We start from the raw sequence: 25,797 nt of genomic DNA on the forward strand, positions 1-25,797 counted from the left end.
GGTGAGGGCGAGCGATTCAGTCGGCACCGAGGCGCAGGCGGTCGGGCTGACGTCTTTCGATGGCATGCTTGAGCAATGCCGCGCTGCGGAAGATGCCGTGGGCGAACTTGCCGTAGGGCATGGTGAGGAAGAACGCCATGACGGCGCCGAGGTGGATGGCCAGCAGGGCGGCCATGGCGCCGGTGTCCCGTCCCGCCAGCAGGGCCAGACCGGTCAGGCTGACCAGCAGGAGCAGCAGGATGAAGGCGCGATCCATCGGTCGTTGGGTGACATCGCCCTGCCGTGGGTCCCGACGCAGACCGAGCCATAGCAAACCCGCCGGACCCACGACGAGACCGACGCCTCCGGCGGTACCGAGCAGGACGGGCGCGCTGAGCAGCGGATAGGGCGCTTCCCAGGCCAGCAGGTAGTGGTAGAGGGTGGCTACCGAGGTGGCGGCGAAGCACAGCAGGAAGCCATAGAACGTCAAGTGGTGGAAGCGCCGCCGCCACAGGGTGAAGCGGTCGCTTTCGTTGTTGCAGCCCTCGCCGTGGCCACCATCAAGGTACTTCAGCCGTAGCACGGCATCGGCTGCCTCGGCACCGGCCGCCAGGGGAGACACCGGGTCGGCGGTGGTCGCAGGCGGACTGATACCGCGCCAGAAGCGTCCAACGCCGATGGCCAGGGCCAGCACCACCAGCGCGAATACCCCGCCGAACATCGAGGCCAGCAGATTGTGCGGGAAGATCGCATAGAAGTTGCCCGCGAGAGGCCCGGGAAACAGGGTGCCCCGCACTGCCAGGGCAAGCAGGAGAAAGAGGGCCAGCCCGCCGGTAGTCGCCAGGGCCAGGGTCAGGCCGTTGCGTTGGTAGAGCCGGCCGAAGGCGGCTGGCCAGGCATATTGCGCGTACGTCTGGCCGCGAACCTTGGCCATGGCCTGGGGAATGTTCACGGCGAATTCGTGCGGGGGCGCGTACTGGCAGGCGTGCAGGCAGGCGCCGCAGTTGTGGCAAAGATTGGCCAGGTAGTGGACGTCGGCGGGAGCGAATTCCAGGCGCCGCGTCATGGCGGGAAAGACCGCGCAGAAGCCTTCGCAGTAGCGGCAGGCGTTGCAGATGCGCAGCTGACGATCGACTTCGCTTTCTTCGAGCGTGAGCAGCTCGATGAGCCGGGGTGCCTGCTCTTGCAGGGGGCGGGTATCAAGCGGCTGCATGGTCGTATCCCCGTGCTACGAAGGCACAAAGGTGGCCCGCGGCCGCGGCTGCCCGCGCGCCCGCGATGCGACCGAAGGCCGTGCCGATGCTCATGCCGACACCTGCGGTGTAGCCCTTGCCCAACACGTTGCCGGCCATCATCTCGCCGGCCACGAAAAGATTGGGGCTTGGCCTGCCGCCGAAATGCACCGCGGCGGTGGCATCGGTCCTGAGCCCCAGATAGGTGAAGGTCACGCCCGGGCGCAGGGCATAGGCGTAATAGGGCGGCGTGTCCAAAGGGCGGGCCCAGTGGGTCTTGGCGGGGCTGATGCCCTGGGTATGGCAGTCGTCCAGCTGGGTATGGTCGAAGCTGCCCGGCTGGCAGGCGTCGTTATAGGCGGAGACGGTGGCGAGAAAGCGCTCGACCGGTACCTCGAGTTTCGCGGCGAGCTCCTCCAGGGTGCCGGCCAAGGTGCCGGGAAAGACGGGCGGCATGAAGCGGCCGATGGCCTTGCGATCGATGATGGAGTAGGCGATCTGTCCCGGCTGGCCCGCCACCAGGCGGCCCCAGATGGCATAGCGCTTGGGCCAGAAGTCCTCGCCCTCGTCATAGAAGCGCTCGCCATCGCGATTCACCACGACCCCGAGGGATACGCAGTCGATGCGGGTGCAGATACCACCGTCATACAGCGGCGCGCGGGCATCGATGGCGACCATGTGCGCCTGGGTGGGATCGCCGATGGCGTCGGCACCCTCGGCCAGCAACTGCTTGAGTAGCACGCCCTGGTTGAAGCGCGTGCCGCGGATCAGGAAGTTATCGGCCGGCCATTCGCCGCGCTCGTTCTGGCCCCAGGCTTCCCGCAGCCAGTCGCGGTTGGATTCGAAACCGCCAGCGGCCAGCACGCAGGTGCGTGCCTCGATGCGCTCGGCGGGCAGGGCCACCCCATCCACGTCGCGCGCCGGCAGATGGGCGGCGACGAAACGGCCGTCCTGCAATTCGACATGGGAGACCGGCGCATCGTAGCGGATGCCGACCCCGATTCGGGCGGCGCTGCGGTAGTAGGCGTTCATCAACGCCTTGCCGCCGCCCATGAAAAAGGCATTGGTGCGCGCGACGTGGAGGGCGCCGGAGAGCGGTGGCTGGAAGTACACGCCGTGGCTGCGCATCCAGTCGCGGCAGGTGGCGGAGGCACGGATCACCAGCCTGGCCAGGTCTTCGTTGGTGAGGCCGCCGGTGACCTTGAGCAGGTCCTGCCAGAACTCCTCCTCTGGATAGGCCTCTACCAGTACGTCCTGCGGTGCCTCGTGCATGCAGCGTAGATTGCGGGTGTGCTGGGAGTTGCCGCCGCGCCAGACCTGGGGCGAGCCCTCCAGTACCAGGACGCTCGCCCCCGCCTCCCGTGCCATCAGCGCAGCGCAAAGGGCGGCGTTGCCACCCCCGACCACCAGAACGTCGATCATCGTGAATCCTCATTGGCTGGCCAAGGTGGCCTTGTTTGCCACGGACCTTAGCCAAGAGCAGCGCACGACCGACAGGGGCCGCCCGGGGGGAGGGCTTTAGTTTTGCTAAAGGGGAGGAGCGCCGGCATCCAGCAGGGTGGCGCCCGGCCAGCGGCCTTCGCCGACCAGCCGGCGTACCACCTCCAGGATCACCACCCGCGTTGCCAGGGCGGCCGGGGAAAGCTCGTCGTCCGCCAGACTGGCGAGCAGGTTGCGACGCTGCAGCGGATGATCGAGCAGGGGGATGGCGCCCAAGCCCTCGGCGTAGGCGTGGGCCGCTGCGGAACCCGGCTGGATGGTCGCGGCGAGTCCCTGGCGAACCACTTTCATCAGGGTCGCTAGACCATCGACTTCCATGACCACGTTGATATCCAGTCCAAGGGTGTCGATGGCCGCCGCCAGGCCGCTGCGCAGGCCGTGTTGCATGCTGGGCAGTACCAGGGGCAGCCGCCCCAGGGCGGCCAGCGATAGGCTGTCGCCCGCCGGCACCCCGGTCAGTCCTGGCGCATGCAGCAGGATGAGGGCTTCGTCGAGCAGCGGGTGCAGTGTCCAGCGGCGGCCAGGATCCGGCTGGAACACCACGGCGAGATCCAGCTGGCGGGCATTGAGCTGGGCACCCAGATAGCCAGACAGCATCTCCACCAAATGCAGCTGTATGTCCGGATAGCGTCTCCGCAGGGCCTCGATCAAGGGCAGTGCCAGAACGCTGGCCACGGTCGGCGGAAGGCCGACGCTGACATAACCTCTCAGGCGGTCGCGCTGGGCGGCTTGCACGGCGTAGTCGGCCTGACGCAGGGTGAGTTGAGCATGATGCAGAAAGGCCATGCCGGCCGGTGTGGGCGAGGCGCCCAGCGAGGTCCGGTTGAGCAATCGGATGCTGAGCTCCTGCTCGAGCCGCGTGAGCTGTTGACTCAGTGCCGAAGCACCGATCCCTAGTTCGAGTGCGGCACGCCCAAGACTCCCCATCTCGACGACCTTGGCGAAGTAGCGCAGCTGACGTAGTTCCATAAAAGGTTCACAACCCTCTCGGCCGTTGAAGCCTGCCCGCCGCAAGCCCTGACCACTGGCTGGAAAAGGATGGTGGCAGGCCCGTAAGGATCGCAGATGCCGACCCAAGGATACGGAAGTTTTTACGTTGCCGCGGTTTCACCCAGGTGCCCCCCGTGTCAGGTCGGGTGAGCACCGGATGGCCAGATTGAGGGGCGGAGCGCTGGCGCTCAGGCAGCGTTCGCAGCGGCGAGCAAGGCGCGATCGTCCTCGCCAAGGACCCGATCCATGTCGAGCAGGATGACGAACGTCGGCCCCTGCCTGGCCATGCCGTGGATGAAGTCGGTACGGATCGAGGCACCGAAGCGCGGCGCTGGCTCGATGTCCTCGTCGGCGATCTCCAGCACCTCGCACACCGCATCCACCACCACCCCGAACACCTCGGTGACGCCTTCGATCCGGCTTTCCAGCACCACGATGCAGCTGCGGCGACAGGTCTGGGTCAGCTGGTTGCGCAGCTGGACGCCCAGGTCCAGCACCGGCACGGCGGCGCCACGCAGATTGATGACGCCACGCAACGCCGGTGGCAGCAGGGGCACGCTGGTCACCGCGCCGTACTCGATGATCTCCCGCACGCCACAGGTTGGCATGCCATAGCGTTCGCCGGCGAGCTGAACGGTGAGGAACTGGCGGGCCAGCATCAGGCGTGCTCCTCGAAGCGAGCGAAGCCGGCGGGTACGCCACCCAGGGGCGCGCGGCGGGTGCCGTCGATCAGCGCCGAGGCGCGCTCGGCCAGCCCGGAGCCCGACCGACCGGCCGCGGGCGTTGCCGTCCGCGGTGCGGCCGGGGCGCTGCTGAGCGTGAAGAACTCCATCAGTTGCTGGAGCTGCTCGGCCTGGCTGCTCATCTCTTCGGCGGTACCAGCCAGCTCCTCGGAGGCCGAGGCGTTCTGCTGGGTCACCTGGCTGAGCTGCAGCATGGCGCTGTTGATCTGCTCCACGCCGGAGCTCTGCTCTTCCGACGCGGAGGTGATTTCCTGCACCAGATCGGACGTCTTGCTGATGGAGGGCACCATCGCATCCAGCAGCGATCCGGCCCGCTCGGCCAGGGCCACGCTGCCCTGGGCCACATTGCTGATTTCCTGGGCGGCCACCTGGCTGCGCTCGGCCAGCTTGCGGACCTCGGATGCCACCACGGCGAAGCCCTTGCCGTGTTCGCCCGCGCGGGCGGCCTCGATGGCGGCATTGAGGGCCAGCAGGTTGGTCTGGTAGGCGATGTCATCGATGATGCCGATCTTGGCGGCGATGGTCTTCATGGCGACCAGGGTGTCGCGTACCGCCTGGCCACCCTCGTTCGCCTCGCGGTTGGCCTTGCCGGCCATGCCGTCGGTGACCTTGGCGTTCTCGGTGTTCTGGGCGATGGAGGCCGACATCTGCTCGACGCTGGCGCTGGTCTCTTCCACGGAGGCCGCCTGCTCGGTGCTCGCCTGGCTGATGCTCTGGGCAGTGGCCGAGATTTCTTCGGACGCGCTGGCCAGGCCATCGGAGGCGCTGCGCACGTCACTGATGATCTGCGCCAGGCGTTGGCTCATGCCATCCATGGCGCGCAGCAGCGCGGCGGTCTCGTCGCGGCCTTCGGCCTGGATACGCTGGGTCAGGTCACCGGCGGCGAGGCGATCGGCAACATCAACGGCAGCGCGCAGCGGCCGGGTGATGCTGCGACTCATCAGGAAGCCGAGCAGCACACCGAACGCCACGCCGATGGCGATGATGCCGATCAGCATCACCCGGCTGCGCGCATAGAGCTGATCGGTGAGATCGTTGGCGTCGCTGGCGTTCTGTTCCTTGCGCTTGGACAGCTCGGTCATCAGCGTACCCACCTGGTCACCATAGCGGCGAACGCTGACCAGCTGGCTGTCCAGCTCGGGATCGGCCTCGCGCAGGGCTCTGTCATGGGCGATCGCCATGGCCTTGTCCAATTGGGAGGTATAGCTGGTGAGCAGCTCGTCGATCTGGCGGAAACTGGTCGCCGAGGCTTCGCTGGCGAACAGCGGGCGAGCCTTGGCCAGGTTTTCCCGGACGTTGGCGAGGCCCAGCTTGACTTCCGCCTGGGCGTGGCTGCGATCTTCCTCGGAGGTCGCCAGCAGGTAGTTGCTGCGGGCGCGGCCGATGAAGACGAGGTTGAGGTTGGCCTCCTTGATATAGGACAGCCCAAGCAACTCGCGCTCATAGAGCTGGGTCGCCAGGTCGTTGATCTGGCCGCTGTTGTTCAGGCCAACCACCCCGACGACCAGGCTGATGGCCGCGACAGCGATGAAAGAGACGATGAGGCGAGTGCCGATCCGGAAATTCTTGAACATCTTGAGCTCCTGCTGAAATGGCTGGCGACAACGGCGAGCCAAGGTCGACGACGGGATAGTGGCGTCAATAGTCAGTCTTTCGGATCGCGGTCTCTCAAATTTATAGTGGCCTTAGGCCATGGGGATGAATGGCAGATACTTATCGAAGTTGCGCTGGATTATTCCAATAAATATTTTTGCGCGTACGGCGAAGACCCGCCAGAGACGCGAGAAGGCTTGCCGGGTGTGCGCTGGCCTCATCCCTGAAAGTCAGGGAGGGCGGGGCCTTCAGGCGGGGAAGTCGGCTTGATCGCCCAGGGGAAGCTGTCGATTCATATCCTGTGATATTGAGCGCTACTGAACAGCGCATGAAGCAGGGACGGCTGTCGCTATAGCTAGGCTTCGACCGAGTTGCGGATGAAGTTCCCTGGAGGGCAGATCCGTTGATGCCGCGACGAACCGGCGCTGAATGGCCGTGCTAGAGCGCTCTATCCTGGCTAGATCCGATACGAAAGACCGAAGTGACAGAGACGAATTCGCTGCCAATTACATCCGGAAAGTTGCTGCTGATTGAATAATTAGGATCTTCTCGCTAGCGGTGTCTGCACACGTTCGATGAGCATCGTTGAAACATCAGCGCCGTTACTTCGATCTCGACGCCTATGATCGCTACCTCATTGGGCGGAAAGGCGCTCGGTATCCAAACCCCGTTGCCTGAGCAGGTCGCACAGGCGCTGCGCGGCAGGGCTGAGGAGCTGGCCATGCCGAGTGATAAGGCCTAGCGAGCGGGTGATCGCAGGCTCGCGCAAAGGCACGGCCACGAGGTAGGCATCGAGCGCGCTGGCCGGAATGGCCAGACGCGGCACCGTGGCGACACCCAGGCCGGCTGCCACCAGATCGATGACGGTCCTTACATGCCGCGCTTCCAGGACCGGCTTGGGTAGATCAGGAATCCTGGCCAGGGCCAGATCCAGCAGCATGCGATTACCGCTGGCCTTGTTGACCGCGATGTAGTCATGGCTACCCAATTCCGCCCAGCGCACCGATGCGCGGGTGGCCAAGGGGTGACTCTTGAGACAGACCAGCACGAAGTCATCCTCGTGCAGGGGCTCGAACACGAGATTGCCTTCCTGCGCCCCCAGGTAGTTGATCCCGAAATCCGCTTCGCCACGGGTCACCCGAGTCAGTACATCGCTGGCCCCTTCGTCCAGCACGCGCACCAGGATGCCTGGATACTGCCGCTGATACTGCTTGAGCACCTCTGGCAGGTGGTTGATCACCGTGGGTACGCAGGCGAGGGTGACCTCTCCGGTCAGCCGATTGACGGCGTCGGTCACGTCGAGCAGGGATTCGTCGAAGTCGTTCAGTACCTGGCGCGCGCGCCCCAGAAAGGCGCGACCGGGGGCACTGAGTTCGATGCGCCTCGTGGTCCGGTTGAGTAGCCGCACGCCGAGGCTGTTTTCCAGCTTGAGGATGCGTCGGGAAAGGGCCGGCTGAGACAGGTACAACTCCCGGGCGGCGGCAGCGAAGCTACCGAGATCGGCCACTGCAACGAAGGCGCGTAGATCGCCCATCTCGACATTCATGTTTTTCATGCATGAGGCCATCCGATAAATGCAGTTAAGTTTAGCCGTCTAGTGGTCCATGCTCCATGGGCGCGCATTTCTCCCTTCAAGATCAACAATTCGGAGCTTTGCATGATTCCCATGAACCGCCGCAGTCTGCTGAAAATTGGCGCTCTCGCTTCGGCAGCTGCCGCATCACCGCGCTGGGTAGGGGCAACCGCGGTCAGCGCCGCAGGTAAGGCAACCATGACGTCGGCAGAGAGCAAAGGCACCACCCGCATCCTGGCCAGCTATCTCGTCGAGGCACGCTACGAGGATCTGCCGCCGGCCGTGCGCAAGGAAGGCGTACGCACCCTGCTCAACTGGGTGGGCGTCGCCGTCGGTGGCTCGCAGCATGAGACGGTCACGCGTGCGCTCCGCGCACTCGAGCCCTTCTCGGGCCCCGAACAGGCCAGCCTGCTGGGGCGGACCGAGCGGCTGGACATCATGAATGCCGCCTTTCTCAATGGGGTGGCCAGCCATATCTTCGATTATGACGACACCCACCTGAAGACCATCATCCATCCTGCCGGGCCGGTGGTATCGGCCATTCTGGCGCTGTCCGAGTACCGGCCGGTGGCAGGGCGGGAGTTTCTGAATGCGCTGGTACTGGGTGTCGAGACCGAGTGCCGCATCGGCAATGCGGTCTATCCGAATCACTACGACGTGGGTTGGCACATCACCGGTACGGCCGGCGTCTTCGGTGCGGCGGCTGCCGCGGGTAAGTTGCTGGGCCTGAGCGAGCAGCAGATGGTCTGGGCGTTGGGCTTGGCCGCGTCGCAGCCGGTTGGCCTGCGCGAATCCTTCGGCTCCATGAACAAGAGCTTCAATCCTGGCCGGGCCGCCAGCAACGGCCTCTTCGCCGCGCTATTGGCCGCCCAGGACTTCACCAGTTCGCCGGGAATGCTCGAAGCGAAGCGCGGTTGGGCGCATACCATCAGCACCAAGCAGGACTTCGCCGAGATCACCGAGGGCCTGGGCACTCGCTACGAAGCGGCACTCAATACCTACAAGCCGTTCGCCTGCGGCATCGTCATCCATCCGGCGTTGGATGCGGCCATCCAGTTGCGCAACAGGTATCAGCTCACACCCGAGCAGATCGCGGAAGTCCGCTTGCGCGTCCATCCACTGGTGCTGGAGCTGACCGGCAAGCAGACCCCGCAGACCGGGCTGGAGGGCAAGTTCAGCATCTACCATTCCGTCGCCATCGCCCTGATCCAGGGCGCGGCGGGAGAGCGCCAATACAGCGATCAGGCCGTCCAGGATCCTGCGGTGGTTGCCCTGAGGTCTAGGGTAATAGCCACCGTCGACCCTGAGATCAAGCCACAGCAGGTGGACATGACCATCGTATTGAACGACGGTCGCCAGCTTCACCAGTACATCCAACACGCCATCGGCAGCGTCGAAGTACCCATGACCGACGAGCAACTGGAGGCCAAGTTCAGCGATCTGGCCGACGGCATCCTGCCCAGGCCGCAGACCCAGGCGCTCATGGACGCCTGTTGGAAGGTGGAGCAACTGGCGGATGCGAGCCAGATCGCCCGGGCCGCCAGGCGCAGTCCCGTCTAAAGGAGTACCGCTAGGTTACGCCATGACGCCATGCCAGGGTCGAGCCCTGGTTCGTACGAGGAGACATCGCCATGCTCTATGAGCTGACCAAACTGTCCGGTCCACTGCTGGAGCTGTCCAGGATCTCGGCCGCCGCCACGACCTGGATGGCGGGCGCGAGCGGCGGGCGCATCCTGGGCCTCTGGCATTCCGAAATCGGTGAACTCGGTGCCGTCCTGATCCTGCGGAGCTTCGCCTCTTACGAGGCGTTGGCCGCGGAGCGCCAACGCTACAACCAGAGCGCCAATCCCTTCAACGGCGCTGGCCTGGTGCGGTCCGTGCAACAGGAGAGCTACCAGGGGTTCGACTTCCTGCCGGACATCGAACCCCGTGCCTATGGCGGTCTCTACGAATTCCGCACCTACTGGCTGAAACCCGGTGGCCTGCCGCCCACGCTCGCCGCGTGGCGGGCTGCGTTGGCGCCGGCCAAGGCCTACACCGAGCATCTGGTGATCAATATGATCGCCCTCGACGGACCGCCGCGCATCACCCACATCTGGGGGTTCGAGTCCATTCAGCAGCGCTTCGATTTGCGGGCGGAGCACTATGCGGCAGGGCTGTGGCCGCCCAAGGGCGCTCCCGAGCAGATCGACCGGGCGATGTCCATGATCGCCCTGGCCGGTGAGCAGTCGCCCATGCGTTGACCAAGAGCCGCGACGTGGCCGGTCTCAGCGCAGGGTCGCATCGATGAGGGTGCGGAAGAGGGCGGTCTGGGGCCGTCTTTCCGGCGGGATACCGGCCTGTTCGAACCACGTCGTATCGGCTTCCGGGTGCGGTCCGCTGAGGGCCACCATCCCCAGGCCGAAGGCGTAGCGTGCCGCGGCGATGTCGCCATTGGCGTAGGTCGCCAGCGCGTGAAAGCCAGGCGCGCGACCGGGCGGCGGATGGGGACCGCCAGGGTAGAAGACGTGGTCGTGGCGACCTGTCCAGCGAACGGCGACCACACTGTCGTCGATGGTGGTGACGGGAAAGCCGGGTCGGCCCCCTTCCAAGTCCAGCTCCTCGGGGATCAAACCGAGGTTGTCCGCATCGGCCAGGTAGGCGCCCAGGCCCAGTTCCAGATAGCGACCGCCTTGGGCGACGTAGTCGCGCAGGGCGGTGCTCCGGACCGCGCCCGGGCGCCCGTGCGGCGGGGACGTCCTGGCTGCCACCGGGCTGCACCCAGAGCGCATGACGGCGCAGGGTAGCGGGGGGGCCAGGTGGTCGATCCGCTGTGCGAAGCTTTTCGGAGCAGTCACCGCAACCGGCCGGGCCGGTCGCGGGAGGCTGTTTCGGCGCCGGCCAGTCGCCATGTTCGTGAGCTGGGGTAAAGCGCAGGCATCAGGCGTGGATCACGGAACGCTCAGCACGCAGCGGTTCGAGTAACTCATCGCCGGGCGCCGCGTCTGTCACCAGGGTGCCGATGTCGGCGAGCGGAATGATCCCATAGGGTGAGGCGGCGCCGATCTTCTCGCGGGTAGCCAGGACGATGGTCTCTGCCGCCTGGCGACTGATGATTCGCTTGATCGCGGCCTCTTCGGCGTTGCCGGTGGTCGCTCCGGTATCCGGATGTAGGCCGGTCACGCCCATGAAATAGCTATCGACGCTCACCCGGGCAATGGCCTCGGCACAGGCTGCGCCCAGGGCGACGATGGAATGCTTGAACAACCTGCCTCCGATGATTTCGACGCTGATCAGCGGATGGCGTACCAGTTCCACGGCGATGCTCGGACTATGGGTCACGACGGTGATCGCGAGATCCTGCGGCAGCTGCCGGGCGAGTTGGACATTGGTCGTGCCGCCATCGATAAAGACGATCTGCCCTGGCTGGATCAGCCGGGCACCGGCACGACCGAGCAGCACCTTGCTGGCCGCGGAGGCCTCTTCGCGCTTGGCGAAATCCGCCACCGCGGCGGAAGCCGGCAAGGCCCCGCCATGGACGCGTTGCAACAGCCCTTCGGCCGCCAGCTCGCGCAGATCGCGGCGGATCGTGTCCTCCGATAGCCCCAGGCGCTGACTGAACGTCTTGGCAACCAGCCGTCCTTCCTGGCGCAGCACCTGCAGGATGAGTGCCTTGCGTTCACGTGTGAGCATGCTGGAGTCCTTGCACGAAAATTCTTGACGTTGCATGAAATTGCACGAATTCTACGCCTGAACCCAGAAGGCGGTAAACGTCGCCGCTCGCTCACGAGGACCCAGCATGAGCATTGCCCCCCGCATCCGTGTCGAAGAGGTAACCATTCTCTCGGACGACTGGTTCGTCCTGAAGAAGACCACCTTCGCCTTCCTGCGCAGCGACGGCAGCTGGCAGCGGCAGTCGAGGGAGACCTACGACCGCGGCAATGGCGCCACCATCCTGCTCTACGATCCCCAGCGGCGCACGGTGGTCCTCACCCGGCAACTGCGCTATCCCGCCTTCGTCAACGGTCACGACGACCTGCTGATAGAGGCTCCGGCGGGCCTGTTGGATGCGGCCGAGCCGGAGGCGCGCATCCGTGCCGAGGTCGAGGAAGAAACGGGTTTCCAGGTGCGCGAGGTCCGGCAGGTGTTCGACGCCTTCATGAGTCCTGGCTCGGTGACGGAGCGATTGCACTTCTTCGTCGGTGAATATGCGCCGGCAGATCGGAAAGCCGCCGGGGGTGGCAACATCGAGGAAGGCGAAGACATCGCCGTACTCGAACTCGATGTGGATGAGGCTCTCGCCATGATCGAATCCGGAGCTATTCGCGACGGCAAGACCATCATGCTGTTGCAGTACGCGGCCTTGAAGCTGCTGCCGCGCTTCGCTGCGCGCTGATCCACGACACTCGGCGCCTTACTTGACGCCTGGTCTGCGTGGATTCGGCGCTCAGTCGGAGGTGCGCGATCGCAGCGCGGGGGTGCCGGTCGTTCATGCTGCTCGCAGGGTAGTGAACACACCAACTGGTTCGAAACCGACCTGTCCCTATTCGGCTGTCCCACCCTTGCGCAGGAAAGGCAGCACCTGGGCGACATAGTCGGCCTTGCCCAGCTCCACGCCTTGCGCTCGCAGGATGGAGTAGGCCGTCATCAGGTGGAAGTAGAACTGCGGCAGCGCCCAGTCGCGCACGTACTGCTCCGCCGAGAAGTCGAACACCATACCCTGCGGCAGCTCATGGGTAAGGGGTGTTCCTTCCGCGACAGGCGATCCTGCGGCCGCCAGGGTCCGTACCACTTCGAGCGTTTCGCCGATCCTGGCCTGGGCCTGGGCGAGCGTGCCGGGCTGCTCGGCGGCATGGCGGCCCTCGTTGAGCAGCGTGGTCAAGGCGGCGGGAAAGGCCTGGCCCTGCAGACGGAACACCCCTTCCTGGGCCTGGACGCAGGCAAAGCGGACCTGGGTAGCGAGGGGGAACATGTCGGGTGCCAGGCGCGCCACCAGCAGCGCCTCGGCCGCGCCGTCGGTACGCTGGGTCTCGGCCTTGGTGAGCCAGGCCGACAAGGCTCCCAGCATGTTCGTGTAGGTAGGGACGAGGATATCCGTGAGGGTCATGGTGAGGTCCTTGCTGGCGGAGGCCTAGGGGCGTCTGCAGGTGGATTTGAATGGGCAGGCCCCGCTAGTAAAGCGTATTGGCGAGACGTTGCGGCAAGGCCTGGTCGTACGCCTCGCCATCTACCGCTGCCGGACAGAGATGCTTGAAGATCTGGCCGGGAGTCGGGAGCGCGCTACGCGCCAGGTGCCTCGAGGCATCCCACAGTCCCGCCCGGATGACCGCCCGGCTGCACTGGAAGTAAACGCGGCTGACGGTGACCTCCAGCACGGTCCTTGGACGCTGCCCGGCGACTTCGAACCGGGCCAGCAGAGCCGGATCGACCGAGATCCGGGCAGTACCCGAGATGCGCAATGTCTCGCCGATACCGGGAATGATGAAGAGCAGGGCCACCCGCGGGTCCTGAAGGACATTGCGGAGCGTATCCAGGCGGTTGTTGCCGCGGCGGTCGGGCAGGTGCAGCGTCTTGCTGTCGTGGACCTGGACGAAGCCCGGCGCGTCGCCGCGCGGCGACGCATCCAGCCCTTGCGGCCCCGCGGAGGCCAGGATCACGAAGGACGCAGCCTCGATGAAGGGTCGGTAGACCGGATGGATGTGATCGACTTCCTTGAGCACCGAGGGCGTGGCGACCGACCCATACAGGCTTTCCAGCGCCTCGGGCGTGGTGAGGTAGTCCTGCTTGTCGTGGTCCTGCTCCATGTGTTTCTCCGTGACCGATGGAAGGGCTGCGCGTCAGGGCCTGCCTTGGCCGGCGAAGACCTGGGTCCCGCGTGGCACGCAGCCCAAAAGGTTACCTCAGGCGGAGCGGCGCCGACCCGCAGCCAAGACGCCCGACCCTATCATCAGCGAACCCCCGACCCGGTTCATTGCGCGCTGGACAGCTGGCCGACGGATGGAATGACGAGCCAGGGGCGCCAGTAGTCCAGAGAGCGCCGCCTTGAGGGTCGCGAGCAGCAAGAAGGCCAAGATCCGTCGCTCGGATCGATCACCAGCCATCCCTGCCCAACGTCCGATTTCATAAATATTTCCTTTTGGATCAGCAGGTTGGTCGGGCGTATATCCCCCGGCATATGGACGCTCCCGATGACTGCCCCTAGCGTCTGCTGCATTGGCTCAGCCTTGGACTAGCGGGAAAGCACTCATGGGACGTCTTGCAGGAAAAGTCGCTTTGATCACGGGTGGCGCAGGAGGCTGCGGCCTCTCCACGTCCGAACTGTTCGCTCGCGAAGGTGCCAAGGTCGCCATTCTCGATCTGCCGAGTAGCGACGGCGCGGCTGTGGCCGAGCGTATCCGCAGCGCAGGGGGCAGCGCCTGTTTCATCGCCGCCGACGTTTCCAAGGCCGACCAGGTACAGGTCGCCGTCACCCAGGTGGAGCAGCGCTTCGGTGCGATCACCGTGCTGATGAACCATGCCGGCACCATCCATGTGGGCCCCTTCCTGGAAACGGGGGAGGACGACTGGGACCGCTTGATGGCGATCAACGTCAAGAGCATGTTCCTGGTGTCGCGTGCGGTCCTGCCGGGCATGATCGCTGCCGGCGGTGGCAGTGTGATCTGCACCTCTTCGATCTCCGGGGTGGTCGGCACGCCGATGGAGGTGCTCTATTGCACCACCAAGGGGGCCTGCCACATGTTCGCCCGGGCCCTGTCGGTGGAGTTTCGTGACCGCAACATCCGCAGCAACGCCATCTGTCCCGGCTTCATCGGTACCGCCCATGGTCGCCGTGAACTCGACCTGTTGCGCGAGCATGGTACCGAGGTGTCCGACGCGACCCTGGCGGGGATGCAGGGGCGCCTGTGCGATCCAGCGGAAGTGGCGGCGGCCGCGCTGTTCCTGGCCAGCGACGATTCCAGCTTCGTCAACGGTACCCATCTGTTCGTCGATAACGCCTATACCGCGGCCTGAGCATCCGTTCGGACGCCGACCGCAGCGAGCCCGCGCACCCGCTCATAACAAGGCGCGGCTCCCCAGCACCTGACACTGCCAACCAAAAAACCTAGAACACCTTGGCGAGAAGGAGCAACACATGGAAATCGAGAATCGCAGCGTCGAGTTCATTCCCGAGCACGAGCGTTATGGATCGCCCAAACGGCTCTTCACCATCTGGTGCAGCGCCAACATGCAGGTCACCACCCTGGTCATCGGGGCCTTGGGGGTGGTGGCCGGGCTGAACCTGGGCTGGACCTTCATCGGGCTGATCCTGGGCAACCTGATCGGCTCCGTGTTCATGGCGGCGCATTCCGCCCAGGGGCCGCACCTGGGCATTCCGCAGATGATCCAGAGCCGGGCGCAGTTCGGGGTGATCGGCGCCGGCGTGCCGCTGGCCATCGTGGTGCTGGCCTACATCCTCTTCACCGCGGCCAACGGCGTGGTGATGCGCGATTCGATCAAGGCGGTGGTGCCGGTTTCGGATAACCACGCCATCATTCTGTTCGGCGTGCTCACCCTGGTCGTCGGTTTCGTGGGCTACGAGCTGATCCATCGCATCGGCGCCTGGATGAGTGCGCTCTCCAGCCTCGTCTTCGCGCTGGCGGCCTATGCCGTCCTGCAGCACGGCTTGCCGGCCGGAGCCTGGGACGTCTCGGCGAGCACCTTCAAGTTCGCCGTCTTCTGCCTGGTGGTGACCCAGGCCGCCTCCTGGACGCTGGGCTTCGGCCCCTACGTCGCCGACTACTCACGCTATCTGCCCAGCAGCATCTCCACGCGCTCGACCTTCTGGTACAGCTACCTGGGCATCGTGGTCGGCTCGACGCTGCTGATGCTGCTCGGCGCCCTCATGGCGGCTTCCGCCATGGACGTGACCACCGATCCCGGCAGCGCCATCGCCAGGCTCTTCCCGGGCTACGAGACGCTGGTGTACGGCGTGATCATCGTCGGGGTGCTGGAATGGAACGTGATGAATCTGTACAGCTCCTACATGTCCACCACCACTATCTTCACCGGCTTCAACGGCAAGGTGCGGATCAGCCTGCCGACCAAGTTCGTCATCATGGCCATCGTCGCCGCCATCGTGACCTGGATCGCCATCGCCGCCCAATACAACTTCAGCGCCTACTTCAGCGACATCCTGATCGGCCAGGTCTATGTGCTGGTGCCCTGGAGCGCCATCAACCTCGCGGACTACTACTGGATTCGCAAGGGGCGCTACAGCGTGGCGGCCATGTACGACGTCAACGGCATCTACGGCAAGGTGAACTGGAACACCCTGTCGATCTACGCCTTCGCCGTGGTGGTGCAGATTCCCTTCATGGAGCTGTCGTTCTACAAGGGACCGATCGCCGCCCTGGTCGGCACGGATATCTCCTGGCTACCCGCCCTGGTCGTGCCCGGAGTGCTGTACTACCTCGCCAATCGGCACAAGCAACTGCACCTGACGCCCTTCGAAAGCGTCCAGCCACTCGCCAATTCCGTCACTCATCTCGAACGTGCCTGAACACGTCGAAGCCAGCGCGCGCCAGCTCTCGGCGCACGCTGGATTGCCTTCGGTGGATAGTCGATAACGGTCATTCCGTTCTGCGAGTCGAGGAGAACACAGATGGAGCTTCCACGCGGCGGGCACTGGCGCAACTGGGTGGGCAATCAGTCGTTCATGGCGGCCCACCTGGCCTCGCCCAGGAGCGCAGAGGAAATCTCGGCACTGGTCCAGGCGGCGACCCGCCAGGGCAAGTCCGTCCGCTGCGCCGGATCGGGGCATTCCTTCACCCCGGTGGTGGCGACCAGCGGCCTGCTGCTGTCTTTGCAGGACTACCAGGGGATCACCGGCGTCGACGAGCGACGCAAGCGGGTCTCGGTCAAGGCTGGCACCACGCTCAATGCCCTCACGCGCTTCCTGAAGGAAGCGGGCTATTCGCTGACCAACCAGGGCGACATCGACTCCCAGGCCATCGCCGGAGCGCTCGCCACCGGCACCCATGGCACGGGTACGACACTGGGCAATCTCTCGTCGCAGGTGGTCGGCATGAAGATCGTGCGCTCCGATGGCTCGGTGATGGAGGTGTCCGATACGGAGAACCGGGATCTGCTCCATGCGACCCAGGTGAACATCGGGCTGTTCGGGGTCATCTCGGAGATGACGCTGCAGGTGAGCGACGCCTACTGGCTGCATGATCGGGTGTGGCGCGAGGACTTCGAGTCGCTGATGGAGCGTCATGACGAACTGGCGGCCACCCATCGCCATTTCAGCTTCTTCTGGTGTCCCACCGCGGCAAGTCGCCACCTGTACTGCCTGCCGGATACCACGAAGGTCTCGCGCAGCCGCAAGGATTTCGACGTCTGTGAAGTCAAGGTCATGGACATGACCGACGAGCGCACCTGCTACGAAGGCGAGCACGAGAAGATCGCCTACAGCTCGGACGTGTTCGCCATCCACTACGTGGCCAACTTCCATGAACTCGAATATGCCGTCCCGGCGCAATTCGGCAAACAGGCGCTACGGGAGATCCGCGACCTGGTGCTCACCAAGCATCCCGACTGCCTCTATCCCGTCGAGTATCGCTTCACCCGGGGTGATCCCGCCTGGATCAGCCCCTTCCACGAGCAGGACAGCGTCACCATCTCCTGTTCCGGCGGCCCTAATGGCGTGGACTACTGGCCGTTCCTCAAGGACGTCGATGCCATCCTGCGGCAGTACGGCTCGCGTCCGCACTGGGGCAAGCTGCATTTCACCCAGCGCGACGACGTGGATCGTTGGTTTCCCAAGGCCGAGGCCTTTCGCCAACTGCGTCGTGAGATAGACCCGCACGGCTACTTCCTGAACGACCACCTGCGGGCCCTGTTCGACTGACGAACTCGTGCCTCTCCAGCCGCACCAGGAGGAGGGGCCCTGCCGTTTCCAGTACGCAGGAGGATCGGTGGAGGCCATGTTCAGAGACGGCTGGGCTTGCATGCTTTTGGTATGTTGCAGGGCTCTAGCCAAGCCTGCTCGCCAGGACTCGACTCTGCGCGAGTCCCCGTGAGCGGCACGAGAGCGCACTTCCCCCAGGCGCTCTCGCACATGGAGTGCCGTGATGAATACGCAAGACGTCGATGCCGTGGCCCGGCTGATCGCCGCCGTCGGCAGCGCCGCCCTGGGGCCGTCCCTGTGTAGCCTGCTGAGCGATCAGGTCAGCTTCGACATGAGCTGCCTTTACCTCTTCCGCTTCGATCAGCCCGCCGAGCTGCTGCACGATGGCTATCGGGGGCAGGTCGCTGCCCGCACCCTGGACGCCTACAGCCGCGGCGGCTACCTGCTCGATCCCTTCTACGTCGCCAGCATGAACCGCCATCCCGGCGGCCTGTGGCGCATGAGCGAGCTGGCCCCGGACAGTTTCTTCTCGTCCGGCTTCGCCATCTCACCCGACCTGCACCCCTGCGTCTCGTCCACCCATGGCACCCAGATCGACGAGATCGGCTACATCGTCCATCTGCAGGCGCGCACCGCCCTGGTGTTCAGCCTGATGAAGGCGCAGGAGCATGGGGCCTTCGACGAACACGAGGTCGCCTACCTGGACCGGTTGACGCCCCTGGTCAGCGCCGCCCTGGAGCAGCACGGTCGCCACTTGCCGCGCCAGCTGGAGTCCGCAGGCGTGGACAGCCAGCTGGAAAGCGCCTTCGTTGGCGCCTTGGGACAGCTGACCGAGGCCCAGCGCTATATCGCCAAGTTGCTGCTGCAAGGCCACAGCAACGCTTCCATCGCGCGCCGGCTCGGCATCTCCGAAGGCACGGTGAAGGTGCACAAGCACAACCTCTACCAGCGGCTGGAGATTTCCAGCCATGCCGAGCTGTTCCGGCTGTTCATCGGCTACATCGCCCAGGCCGGGCGCTAGGCCCGCCTGTCATCGCCTCCGCGATAGACAGACGAAGGCACTCCGGCTGTCAGTGGCTATAGCCGGTCGGCTTGTTGCGGATGGTCTTGAGCAGGTCTTCCGGGCTGATGCTGGCGAGCGCCTTGGCCGCAGCCTGGCTGCCCGGTAGCGGCAGGTCGAGGATATGGCCCTTCATCTTGCCCACCACGTGCATCTCGCAGGGCTTGCAGTCGAACTTCAGGGTCAGCACCTCGTCGCCATGCACCAGCTGCATGGGTGCGACCTTGGTGCGCACGCCGGTGACGCCCTTGGCCTGCTTGGGGCAGAGGTTGAAGGAGAAGCGCAGGCAGTGCTTGGTGATCATCACCGGCACCTCGCCCAGTTCTTCGTGGGCTTCGTAGGCGGCGTCGATCAATTGCACGCCGTGGCGATGGTAGAAGTCACGCGCCTTCTGGTTGTAGACGTTGTAGAGGAACGACATGTGCGACTCGGGATACACCGGCGGCGGATTGGTCTCGGCCTTGCGGCGGCCACGCGGATGAGCAGCGACGCGGGCGGCGGTCAGCTGTTCGATGGCCTCGCGACGCAGCGCCTTGAGTTGCGAATTGGGCACGAAGAAGGCCTGGGGTGCGTCCAGGGTCACGTCCAGGGCGTGGTATTCGGTGGTGCCCAGCTGGGTCAGCAGATCGCGCAGACCTTCCAGGGCCTGCTCCGGCTTGTTGGCCACACCGAAGGGACCGTCCAGGGCAACGGCGACGCTCACGCCTTCCTCGCTGATGGCGGTCAGTCGCAGGCGCTCTTCGCGCAGCTCGGCCTGCCAGCGCACCCCGATACGCCGCTCGGCGCTGGTCTTGAGCAGGGCCTGCTGCCAGTTGTGGTCTAGGTTGCGCGACAGCGGATGGTTCGGCCGCAGGCGGAACAGCCCCTCGGGCATCTCGTTGGGCTCGACGCGATAGCGGTAGCGCTTCGCGCCGTCTTCCTCGAATTCACCTTTGAGCTCGGCGACATTGGCGCGGAAGCCCACCACCTCGCGCTTGACCAGCACATTGAGGCCGTCGCCGTTGGACAGCGGTTCCTCGGTGACGGCGATGAAGTCGCGCTTGTTGACCTTCTCCACCTGACCCACCGGCAACCCGGTGAAGGTCGGCGAGTCGAAGGCGCCGATGTCCACCTTGCGCTCGGTGACGAAGTAGTCGGTGCTGCCGCGGTGAAAGGTCTTGTCCGGATCGGGCACGAAGAAATGCGCGGTGCGCCCGCTGGACGCGCGGGCCAGGTCGGTGCGGTCTTCAAGGATCTCGTCGAGCAGCTGGCGGTAGTAGGCGGTGATGTTCTTCACATACCCCATGTCCTTGTAGCGCCCCTCGATCTTGAAGGAGCGCACCCCAGCCTCGACCAGGGCGCGCAGGTTGGCGCTCTGGTTGTTGTCCTTCATCGACAGCAGGTGCTTCTCGTAGGCGATCACCCCGCCTTTTTCGTCCTTGAGGGTGTAGGGCAGGCGGCAGGCCTGGGAGCAGTCGCCACGGTTGGCGCTACGACCGGTCTGGGCATGGGAGATGTTGCACTGGCCGGAGAAGGCCACGCAGAGGGCGCCATGGATGAAGAATTCGATGGCCGCCTCGGTTTCCGCGGCAATGGCCGCGATCTCCTTGAGGTTCAGCTCGCGGGCCAGCACCAGCTGGGAAAAGCCGGCCTGGTCGAGAAACTTGGCCCGGCCCAGGGTACGGATGTCGGTCTGGGTACTGGCGTGCAGCTCGATCGGCGGGATATCCAGCTCCAGCACGCCCAGGTCCTGCACGATCAGCGCATCCACGCCGGCGTCGTACAGCTGATGGATCAGCCTGCGCGCCGGCTCCAGCTCGTCGTCATGCAGGATGGTGTTGAGCGTGGTGAACACCCGCGCATGGTAGCGGCGAGCGAAGGTTACCAGCTCGGCGATCTCGCTGACCTCGTTGCAGGCGTTATGCCGCGCCCCGAAGCTCGGCCCGCCGATGTAGACGGCATCCGCCCCATGCAGGATGGCTTCCCGCGCGATCCCGACATCGCGGGCAGGGCTGAGCAATTCCAGATGGTGCTTAGGCAGGGACATGGCGGTTCTTCTCGATCAGGCGTGGTACGGCAAGATGGGTATTGTAGCGGGGGAGGGGGAGGAGGGCACGTGTGGGGGCTGGGTGGTTAAACGCTGCGGATAGGGGCTAGATGTTGTCTAGGTATACAATAGGGTACATAAAAGTATTGTTATGCAGGGTTTTATTAGGGCTGCAGTTCATGACGATGCTCCTGTGAATGCGGGTTATTGTTTTTTACGGCTTTTCTTGGGTGGATTATATGTTTCTCATTTTGTATGGGGATTTGATGGCTTGGTCATGCTGGAAGGGTAGTGGTTTTATGGGGCATGCTAATCTATTAAGTTTTTACGGCCAAGGCGGAACATATTTGCCATCCTCTCAGTGGTAGTCTGTTCGCTGTCAGGCGTCCTGATGGTGTCAGGTTGATATTCGCCATTTTTGTACATCTCCCACTCGGCGGTAAGTAGTTTTTCTTCAAAGTGATTCAGGTTTAAGTTGAGCCAGTTGCATAGCTGTTGAAAGTTATGTGCTTTTGAATCTCCTTGCTGCTCTTTCAGATGGGTTTCAAGGTCTATCGGATACTCTCGATGCTCTGCAGACATTAAAGCGTCCCGAGCTATTACTAGCATTTGCTGTCCAATAAAGCTTAGCGAATAGTCCAGTATGTCAGTGCGTAGGCCATATTTAATCCGAGTGCTTTTCGAGTGTGACCAGTAGCGCTCTTCAATTAGTCTTAGTCTTTTTTTGTATGTCTTTATTACCTCGATTTCAACGAATTCTCTTGTTTCTGCTTTCATCTCTGAGAGGCTCTTCAGCTTTACATTTGTATTTTTAGCTGCTTCTATGGCTCCTCGTTGGAATCCAGAGCTTGAAACCAAAAATCCCCGGTCTGCTCCAATGTCTTCTATAATAGATCTAAATGCGAGGACATGAGATTTGCTTACTTTGCTCTTCCAGTATTTTGCCTCGACTAGCCAGATCATGTTTTCCCCAAGGAATTTGTTCTTAACATAAACATCAATGTCATGAGATGTTCTGATTCCTTGGATTGTGATGTTGGTTTTGGCGTCGGCTCCAATAGATATAAAATGTTCTTTTATTTCTTCTTGGAATTTGTACCAAGCTAAACTTTTTTTCATGCGTTTCGATTCTGTTTGAGGGATTTTTTAATGATGCCGGTGTGCTGAAAATTAAGCCAGGCGAGAGGTGAAAAGTTTTGGTTGACTTGCTAGCTCTTTATTTGGTGGCTGCAAGAGACAATTCTGGCACTGCATACTGGAGTGTCGGAGTGGTGGGTCTTTGATCTTTACCACATTGGACGCTTGTCAGGCCACAGAACTATTTATAGAGGAAGTACTCCTCTACCAACGGCAATACCACCTCCCGCGTCAGCGGCGCCAACTCCATGGCGCCCGCCTCAGCGACCGAAACCCACAACGCCTCTTCGATCTCAGCCGCCACAATTGCCCGATCTCCTGGCTGCATCTCGACCCGATAGAGCGCGCAATCGACGGTGCAGCCCGGCTCGTTGGCGGCCGGCGCCTGGTAGTGGCCTAGGAAGGTCGCCGCCTCCTGTGCCACGACCAGCCCCAATTCTTCGTGCAGCTCCCGTACCAGGGCATCCAACGGTTGCTCACCACGATCTATCTTCCCTCCCGGTTGCATGAAGGCGGTGGTGCCGCGCTTGCGCACCAGCAGCAATTGCCGGTGCTCATTCAGGAGGAGGGCGGCGGCGATGTGGATGACGGTCGTCACTTTGGCACTCTTGGGTCGGATAGCGGGCTTGGGGCGCAGCGTCACGGGGGCGAGGGACCGGCAACGCGGATCGCCAGTGTACCTTCCCTTCCGGTGCAAGGTTGCTGCGGGGGCGTTTCCGGTGCCGCGAATTTGGTCGCCCTGGGGCCGCCAGCAGTGCCCGCATCCGCAGCCAGTCCTCGCGCTACGGAAAGTGCAATCCAACCGACCTCATAACGTCACACAACCGCTCTAGCTTCGCCGCCCTGTAGCAACGTGTAACAAGTTGTATCTACCTAGCTAAGGGGAAGCGTCGGTGAAACGTTCAGGCAATAAACCCGCGGTAATCACGGCCGTGTTCACGGCATCGCTGTTGGCGTTGTCGGTGCAGGCCGCCAGCCGCTCGGGCAACAACGCCATCAATGGCGTCGATCTACTGTCCGGCTACAACAAGCTCTGGACGCCAGGCGCGACCTGGAACACCGGCACGCCTACCGCGCTGGGGGCGCCCATCCTGCAGCGCAATATCCAGTACGTGGTCGACCTGTCGAAGACCCGCACCCAGGCCCAGGAAATAGCGGCCTATTACGACGATCGCCGCGACCAGAGCTACAGCCTGATCAGCGGCCTGGGCTCCCTGGCCAATGCCTACCTGGCCGGCTCGGGTGCCTTCACCACCATCCCGGTGTTCGACGCCTCCACCCAGACCACCAAGTACAACGACAACGGCAACGGTGCCGGCGACGCCAACTCGCAGCTGGGCAAGGTGGTGCAGTTGGTCCAGGCGATCCGCAACGACGCCTCCACCACCCCGGCCAAGAACGCCTACCAGTATCCGCGGCCCTGGCGGCAGGCCAGCGTGGACATCGTGCCGCTGTCGTTGCGTCCAGCGCTCAGCACCACGCCGCAGAGCGACGGTGGCTTTCCCAGCGGCCACACCAACGCCGCCTACCTGGCCGCCATGGGCTTCGGCTACGCCGTGCCCCAGCGCCTGGGCGAGGAACTCTTCCGCGCCTCCGAGCTGGGCAACAACCGTATCGTCGCCGGCATGCATTCGCCGCTGGACGTGATCGGCGGCCGCATCACCGCTACCTATTTCGCCATCGACAACCTGGTCAACAATGCCCAGCTGCGCCGCGATGCCTTCGCCCAGGCCCAGGCCTATTTCGCCCAGCAGTGCGGCGGCGACATCAACAACTGCATGGACAAGATCGATCCGGCCACCGACCGGCAGTCCCAGCACGCCCAGGACAAGGCGCTGTATACCGCCCGCATGACCTACGGCTTCGCCCCCGTCGGTCCGACCAACCTGGCACCGGTGGTGCCGGTCAATGCCGAGGTGTTGCTGGAGACGCGCTTCCCCTACCTGAGCGCCAGCCAGCGTCGCGATGTGCTGGCCAGTACCGAGCTGTCCTCCGGCTATGTGGTCATCGACGAATCCAACGGCTATGGTCGCCTCAACCTGATGGCCGCGGCCGATGGCTACGCGGCCTTCAACGGCAGCGTCAGCGTCACCATGGATGCCAGTCAAGGTGGCTTCAACGCGCGTGACGCCTGGCGCAACGACATCGGTGGCAGCGGCAGCCTGACCAAGAACGGCAGTGGCGAACTCATCCTCAGCGGCTTCAACACCTACAGCGGCGGGACGGTGATCAACGGCGGTACCCTGCGCGGCTATGCCCAGGCCTTCGGCAGCGGCGACATCACCGACAACGCCACCCTGGTGCTGGACCAGTCGGTCAACGACAGCCTGGCCAACAACCTGCACGGCAGCGGCAGCCTGGTTAAGGCCGGGGTCGGCTCCCTGAGTCTGACCGGCAACAGCGATTTCTCCGGCAGCACCAGCGTCGACCAAGGCCGCCTGGCCATCAACGGCAACCTGGGCAACTCGGCGGTCACCATCAACTCGGGTGCCACCCTCGGCGGCAACGGCAGCCTCGGCAGCCTGCGCGTGGCCCAGGGCGGTATCCTCGCGCCCGGCAACTCGGTGGGCCAGCTCAACGTCAACGGTAACGCGATCCTCGACCAGGGCTCGATCTATCAGGTCGAGACCGATGCCACCGGCCGTGCCGACCGCCTGGTCGCCACCGGCAACATCGCGGTCAATGGCGCCACCCTGGCGCTGGTATCCAGTCCCTACTGGCAGCCGCTGGGCAGCTATCAACTGCTGAGCGCGGGCAACGGCCTGAGCGGCAGCTTCGGGCAGGTCCAGTCCGACTTCGCCTTCCTCACGCCGACCCTGAGCTACGGCGCCAACCAGGCGACCCTGAGCCTGCCGCGCAATGGCGTGGCCTTCGCCGACCTGGCCGACGGCCGCAACGCTCGCGCCGCCGCGGCAGGTCTGGATAGCGCCGGTGCCGGCAATGCGCTGTGGAACCAGGTGGCCGCGACCAACGCCGCCGGTGCCCGCAGCACCTTCCAGAGCCTGGGCAACGAACTGCATGCCTCGACCAAGACCGCGCTGGTGGAAGACAGCCGCCTGGTGCGCAACGCCATGGCCGAGCGCCTGCACGACGCCCAGGACGAAGCACCGTCCAGTTCCGGCATCCAGGGCCTGGCTGGCAGCCCCGAGCGCGGCCTGGTCTGGACCCAGGCCCTCGGCGCCTGGGGCCGCAACGATGGCAGCCATGACGCCAGCAGCCTGGACAGCCACAGCCATGGCTTGCTGATCGGCGCCGACCTCCCGCTGGACAGCGGCTGGCGCGTCGGTGGCCTGGTGGGCTTCGGCCACAGCGATCTCGACCTGCGTGACGAGTCGGGCTCGGCCACCAGCACCGACTACCACCTGGGTCTCTACGCCGGCAATCAATGGGATGCGCTGAGCCTCAAGTTCGGCCTGGCCCATAGCTGGCATTCGGTGGAGGCGCGCCGCGATCTCACGATCCTCGGCAGCAATCAGCACCTGGCGCCCGACTACGACGCCGGCACCACCCAGGCCTTCGGCGAACTGGCCTATCGGATCGACGCGGGCAGCCTGAACCTTGAGCCCTTCGCCAACCTGGCCCATGTGCACCTGCAGACCGATGGCTTCCACGAGCGTAGCGGGGCGTTGGACCTGGACAATCCCCGGCAGAACACCGACGTGGCCTTCAGCACCCTCGGCCTGCGCCTGGCGAGCAAGCCGCTGGGTGACTGGAAGGTGATCCCCAGTGCCACCCTGGGCTGGCGGCATGCCTTCGGCGACACCACCCCCGAGCACCAGGCGGCCTTCGCCGGCGGACCGGACTTCAAGCTGGTGGGCGCGCCCATCGCGCGGGAAGCGGCGGTAGTACAGGGCGCGCTGGACATGGCGCTGACCGATACGGTGTCGCTGGGTCTGGGCTACGACGGCCAACTGAGCGGTCGCAGCAAGGACCAGGACCTTAACGCCCGCCTGAGCTGGCGTTTCTAAGAGCCTGTTCAAAATCTGCTGCGCGTCGGCCAAACCGCGTTGAGAATGGCCTGGAAGGCCAGCCCCGTCGGAATGCTCATTTACCACTCGTAAACCCGAGCGCGGGTCCGATCCGCTTCCTCAGCCAT

21 protein-coding genes are annotated in these 25,797 nt (G+C 64.2%); 8 read left to right on the forward strand and 13 right to left on the reverse strand.

Features of this window, described 5'->3' with window-relative positions; all coding sequences use genetic code 11:
* Positions 1 to 16: 16 nt before the first annotated feature.
* The 6 genes from tcuB to RND78_RS01860 form a co-directional block, all read right to left on the reverse strand.
* Complete coding sequence (gene tcuB, locus RND78_RS01835; RefSeq protein WP_312725553.1) at positions 17 to 1,192, reverse strand: tricarballylate utilization 4Fe-4S protein TcuB; 1,176 nt, start codon at positions 1,190 to 1,192, stop codon at positions 17 to 19.
* Positions 1,179 to 2,633 carry an FAD-dependent tricarballylate dehydrogenase TcuA gene (gene tcuA, locus RND78_RS01840; RefSeq protein ID WP_312725555.1) on the reverse strand — a complete coding sequence of 485 codons (1,455 nt, stop codon included), beginning with the start codon at positions 2,631 to 2,633 and terminating at the stop codon, positions 1,179 to 1,181. The genes tcuB and tcuA overlap by 14 nt, the downstream gene beginning before the upstream one ends.
* Positions 2,634 to 2,738: 105 nt before the next feature.
* Positions 2,739 to 3,680: a LysR family transcriptional regulator gene (locus RND78_RS01845; protein WP_312725557.1), complete on the reverse strand. Its 942-nt coding sequence runs from the start codon at positions 3,678 to 3,680 to the stop codon at positions 2,739 to 2,741.
* Positions 3,681 to 3,889: 209 nt separating this feature from the next.
* Positions 3,890 to 4,360: a chemotaxis protein CheW gene (locus RND78_RS01850; protein WP_312725559.1), complete on the reverse strand. Its 471-nt coding sequence runs from the start codon at positions 4,358 to 4,360 to the stop codon at positions 3,890 to 3,892.
* Positions 4,360 to 6,018: a methyl-accepting chemotaxis protein gene (locus RND78_RS01855; protein ID WP_312725561.1), complete on the reverse strand. Its 1,659-nt coding sequence runs from the start codon at positions 6,016 to 6,018 to the stop codon at positions 4,360 to 4,362. Before RND78_RS01855 ends, RND78_RS01850 begins: the two co-directional genes overlap by 1 nt.
* Positions 6,019 to 6,671: 653 nt before the next feature.
* Complete coding sequence (locus RND78_RS01860) at positions 6,672 to 7,592, reverse strand: LysR family transcriptional regulator (protein ID WP_312725563.1); 921 nt, start codon at positions 7,590 to 7,592, stop codon at positions 6,672 to 6,674.
* A 216-nt stretch (positions 7,593 to 7,808) separates the two neighbouring features.
* On the opposite strand from RND78_RS01860, the gene RND78_RS01865 reads away from it, so the two are divergent.
* Both RND78_RS01865 and RND78_RS01870 read left to right on the forward strand, forming a co-directional pair.
* Complete coding sequence (locus RND78_RS01865) at positions 7,809 to 9,170, forward strand: MmgE/PrpD family protein (RefSeq protein WP_312725565.1); 1,362 nt, start codon at positions 7,809 to 7,811, stop codon at positions 9,168 to 9,170.
* Positions 9,171 to 9,241: 71 nt separating this feature from the next.
* On the forward strand, positions 9,242 to 9,853 hold the full coding sequence (locus RND78_RS01870; protein WP_312725567.1) for an NIPSNAP family protein: 612 nt from the start codon (positions 9,242 to 9,244) through the stop codon (positions 9,851 to 9,853).
* A 24-nt stretch (positions 9,854 to 9,877) separates the two neighbouring features.
* Here RND78_RS01870 and RND78_RS01875 read toward each other — a convergent pair whose 3' ends face one another.
* On the reverse strand, positions 9,878 to 10,360 hold the full coding sequence (locus RND78_RS01875; protein ID WP_312725569.1) for a hypothetical protein: 483 nt from the start codon (positions 10,358 to 10,360) through the stop codon (positions 9,878 to 9,880).
* Positions 10,361 to 10,529: 169 nt separating this feature from the next.
* Complete coding sequence (locus RND78_RS01880) at positions 10,530 to 11,282, reverse strand: DeoR/GlpR family DNA-binding transcription regulator (RefSeq protein WP_312725570.1); 753 nt, start codon at positions 11,280 to 11,282, stop codon at positions 10,530 to 10,532.
* A gap of 106 nt (positions 11,283 to 11,388) precedes the next feature.
* Between RND78_RS01880 and RND78_RS01885 the strand changes: the two genes are divergently transcribed.
* Positions 11,389 to 11,985: an NUDIX domain-containing protein gene (locus tag RND78_RS01885; protein ID WP_312725571.1), complete on the forward strand. Its 597-nt coding sequence runs from the start codon at positions 11,389 to 11,391 to the stop codon at positions 11,983 to 11,985.
* Between the two features lie 147 nt (positions 11,986 to 12,132).
* Here RND78_RS01885 and RND78_RS01890 read toward each other — a convergent pair whose 3' ends face one another.
* Positions 12,133 to 12,696, reverse strand: a complete 564-nt coding sequence (locus RND78_RS01890; protein ID WP_312725572.1) for a DUF1993 domain-containing protein — start codon at positions 12,694 to 12,696, stop codon at positions 12,133 to 12,135.
* 64 nt (positions 12,697 to 12,760) lie between these two features.
* Positions 12,761 to 13,393, reverse strand: coding sequence for a pyridoxamine 5'-phosphate oxidase family protein (locus RND78_RS01895; RefSeq protein ID WP_312725574.1), 633 nt, complete (start codon positions 13,391 to 13,393; stop codon positions 12,761 to 12,763).
* A gap of 442 nt (positions 13,394 to 13,835) precedes the next feature.
* Here RND78_RS01895 and RND78_RS01900 point away from each other — a divergent pair, with 442 nt between their 5' ends.
* The 4 genes from RND78_RS01900 to RND78_RS01915 all read left to right on the forward strand — a co-directional run bounded on the left by RND78_RS01900 (position 13,836) and on the right by RND78_RS01915 (position 18,499).
* Entirely contained in the window at positions 13,836 to 14,600 is a 765-nt protein-coding gene (locus tag RND78_RS01900) for an SDR family NAD(P)-dependent oxidoreductase (protein ID WP_312725576.1), read from the forward strand.
* Between the two features lie 121 nt (positions 14,601 to 14,721).
* The gene (locus RND78_RS01905; RefSeq protein ID WP_312725577.1) at positions 14,722 to 16,128 is read left to right on the forward strand and encodes a cytosine permease; all 1,407 of its coding nucleotides are present in this window, start codon (positions 14,722 to 14,724) and stop codon (positions 16,126 to 16,128) included.
* Between the two features lie 102 nt (positions 16,129 to 16,230).
* Positions 16,231 to 17,478 carry a D-arabinono-1,4-lactone oxidase gene (locus tag RND78_RS01910; protein ID WP_312725579.1) on the forward strand — a complete coding sequence of 416 codons (1,248 nt, stop codon included), beginning with the start codon at positions 16,231 to 16,233 and terminating at the stop codon, positions 17,476 to 17,478.
* 223 nt (positions 17,479 to 17,701) lie between these two features.
* Positions 17,702 to 18,499 carry a LuxR C-terminal-related transcriptional regulator gene (locus RND78_RS01915; RefSeq protein ID WP_312725581.1) on the forward strand — a complete coding sequence of 266 codons (798 nt, stop codon included), beginning with the start codon at positions 17,702 to 17,704 and terminating at the stop codon, positions 18,497 to 18,499.
* Between the two features lie 49 nt (positions 18,500 to 18,548).
* Here RND78_RS01915 and RND78_RS01920 read toward each other — a convergent pair whose 3' ends face one another.
* From RND78_RS01920 to RND78_RS01930, 3 genes are all read right to left on the reverse strand, one after another.
* Positions 18,549 to 20,564, reverse strand: coding sequence for a U32 family peptidase (locus RND78_RS01920; RefSeq protein WP_312725583.1), 2,016 nt, complete (start codon positions 20,562 to 20,564; stop codon positions 18,549 to 18,551).
* Between the two features lie 309 nt (positions 20,565 to 20,873).
* On the reverse strand, positions 20,874 to 21,683 hold the full coding sequence (locus tag RND78_RS01925; protein ID WP_312725584.1) for a restriction endonuclease: 810 nt from the start codon (positions 21,681 to 21,683) through the stop codon (positions 20,874 to 20,876).
* Positions 21,684 to 21,882: 199 nt separating this feature from the next.
* Positions 21,883 to 22,299 carry an NUDIX domain-containing protein gene (locus tag RND78_RS01930; RefSeq protein WP_312725585.1) on the reverse strand — a complete coding sequence of 139 codons (417 nt, stop codon included), beginning with the start codon at positions 22,297 to 22,299 and terminating at the stop codon, positions 21,883 to 21,885.
* 325 nt (positions 22,300 to 22,624) lie between these two features.
* On the opposite strand from RND78_RS01930, the gene RND78_RS01935 reads away from it, so the two are divergent.
* Entirely contained in the window at positions 22,625 to 25,669 is a 3,045-nt protein-coding gene (locus RND78_RS01935) for an autotransporter domain-containing protein (protein WP_409457008.1), read from the forward strand.
* The last annotated feature ends 128 nt before the right edge of the window (positions 25,670 to 25,797 follow it).

It is taken from the genome of Pseudomonas oryzihabitans, from assembly GCF_032027545.1.
Lineage (GTDB): Bacteria > Pseudomonadota > Gammaproteobacteria > Pseudomonadales > Pseudomonadaceae > Chryseomonas > Chryseomonas oryzihabitans_F.

Excerpts from the sequence above, each read along its gene's own strand:
- tcuB (WP_312725553.1), bottom strand. The coding sequence starts at position 1,192 with ATGCAGCCGCTTGATACCCGCCCCCTGCAAGAGCAGGCACCCCGGCTC.
- tcuA (WP_312725555.1), bottom strand. The coding sequence starts at position 2,633 with ATGATCGACGTTCTGGTGGTCGGGGGTGGCAACGCCGCCCTTTGCGCT.
- RND78_RS01845 (WP_312725557.1), bottom strand. The coding sequence starts at position 3,680 with ATGGAACTACGTCAGCTGCGCTACTTCGCCAAGGTCGTCGAGATGGGG.
- RND78_RS01850 (WP_312725559.1), bottom strand. The coding sequence starts at position 4,360 with ATGCTGGCCCGCCAGTTCCTCACCGTTCAGCTCGCCGGCGAACGCTAT.
- RND78_RS01855 (WP_312725561.1), bottom strand. The coding sequence starts at position 6,018 with ATGTTCAAGAATTTCCGGATCGGCACTCGCCTCATCGTCTCTTTCATC.
- RND78_RS01860 (WP_312725563.1), bottom strand. The coding sequence starts at position 7,592 with ATGAAAAACATGAATGTCGAGATGGGCGATCTACGCGCCTTCGTTGCA.
- RND78_RS01865 (WP_312725565.1), top strand. The coding sequence starts at position 7,809 with ATGACGTCGGCAGAGAGCAAAGGCACCACCCGCATCCTGGCCAGCTAT.
- RND78_RS01870 (WP_312725567.1), top strand. The coding sequence starts at position 9,242 with ATGCTCTATGAGCTGACCAAACTGTCCGGTCCACTGCTGGAGCTGTCC.
- RND78_RS01880 (WP_312725570.1), bottom strand. The coding sequence starts at position 11,282 with ATGCTCACACGTGAACGCAAGGCACTCATCCTGCAGGTGCTGCGCCAG.
- RND78_RS01885 (WP_312725571.1), top strand. The coding sequence starts at position 11,389 with ATGAGCATTGCCCCCCGCATCCGTGTCGAAGAGGTAACCATTCTCTCG.
- RND78_RS01890 (WP_312725572.1), bottom strand. The coding sequence starts at position 12,696 with ATGACCCTCACGGATATCCTCGTCCCTACCTACACGAACATGCTGGGA.
- RND78_RS01895 (WP_312725574.1), bottom strand. The coding sequence starts at position 13,393 with ATGGAGCAGGACCACGACAAGCAGGACTACCTCACCACGCCCGAGGCG.
- RND78_RS01900 (WP_312725576.1), top strand. The coding sequence starts at position 13,836 with ATGGGACGTCTTGCAGGAAAAGTCGCTTTGATCACGGGTGGCGCAGGA.
- RND78_RS01905 (WP_312725577.1), top strand. The coding sequence starts at position 14,722 with ATGGAAATCGAGAATCGCAGCGTCGAGTTCATTCCCGAGCACGAGCGT.
- RND78_RS01910 (WP_312725579.1), top strand. The coding sequence starts at position 16,231 with ATGGAGCTTCCACGCGGCGGGCACTGGCGCAACTGGGTGGGCAATCAG.
- RND78_RS01915 (WP_312725581.1), top strand. The coding sequence starts at position 17,702 with ATGAATACGCAAGACGTCGATGCCGTGGCCCGGCTGATCGCCGCCGTC.
- RND78_RS01920 (WP_312725583.1), bottom strand. The coding sequence starts at position 20,564 with ATGTCCCTGCCTAAGCACCATCTGGAATTGCTCAGCCCTGCCCGCGAT.
- RND78_RS01925 (WP_312725584.1), bottom strand. The coding sequence starts at position 21,683 with ATGAAAAAAAGTTTAGCTTGGTACAAATTCCAAGAAGAAATAAAAGAA.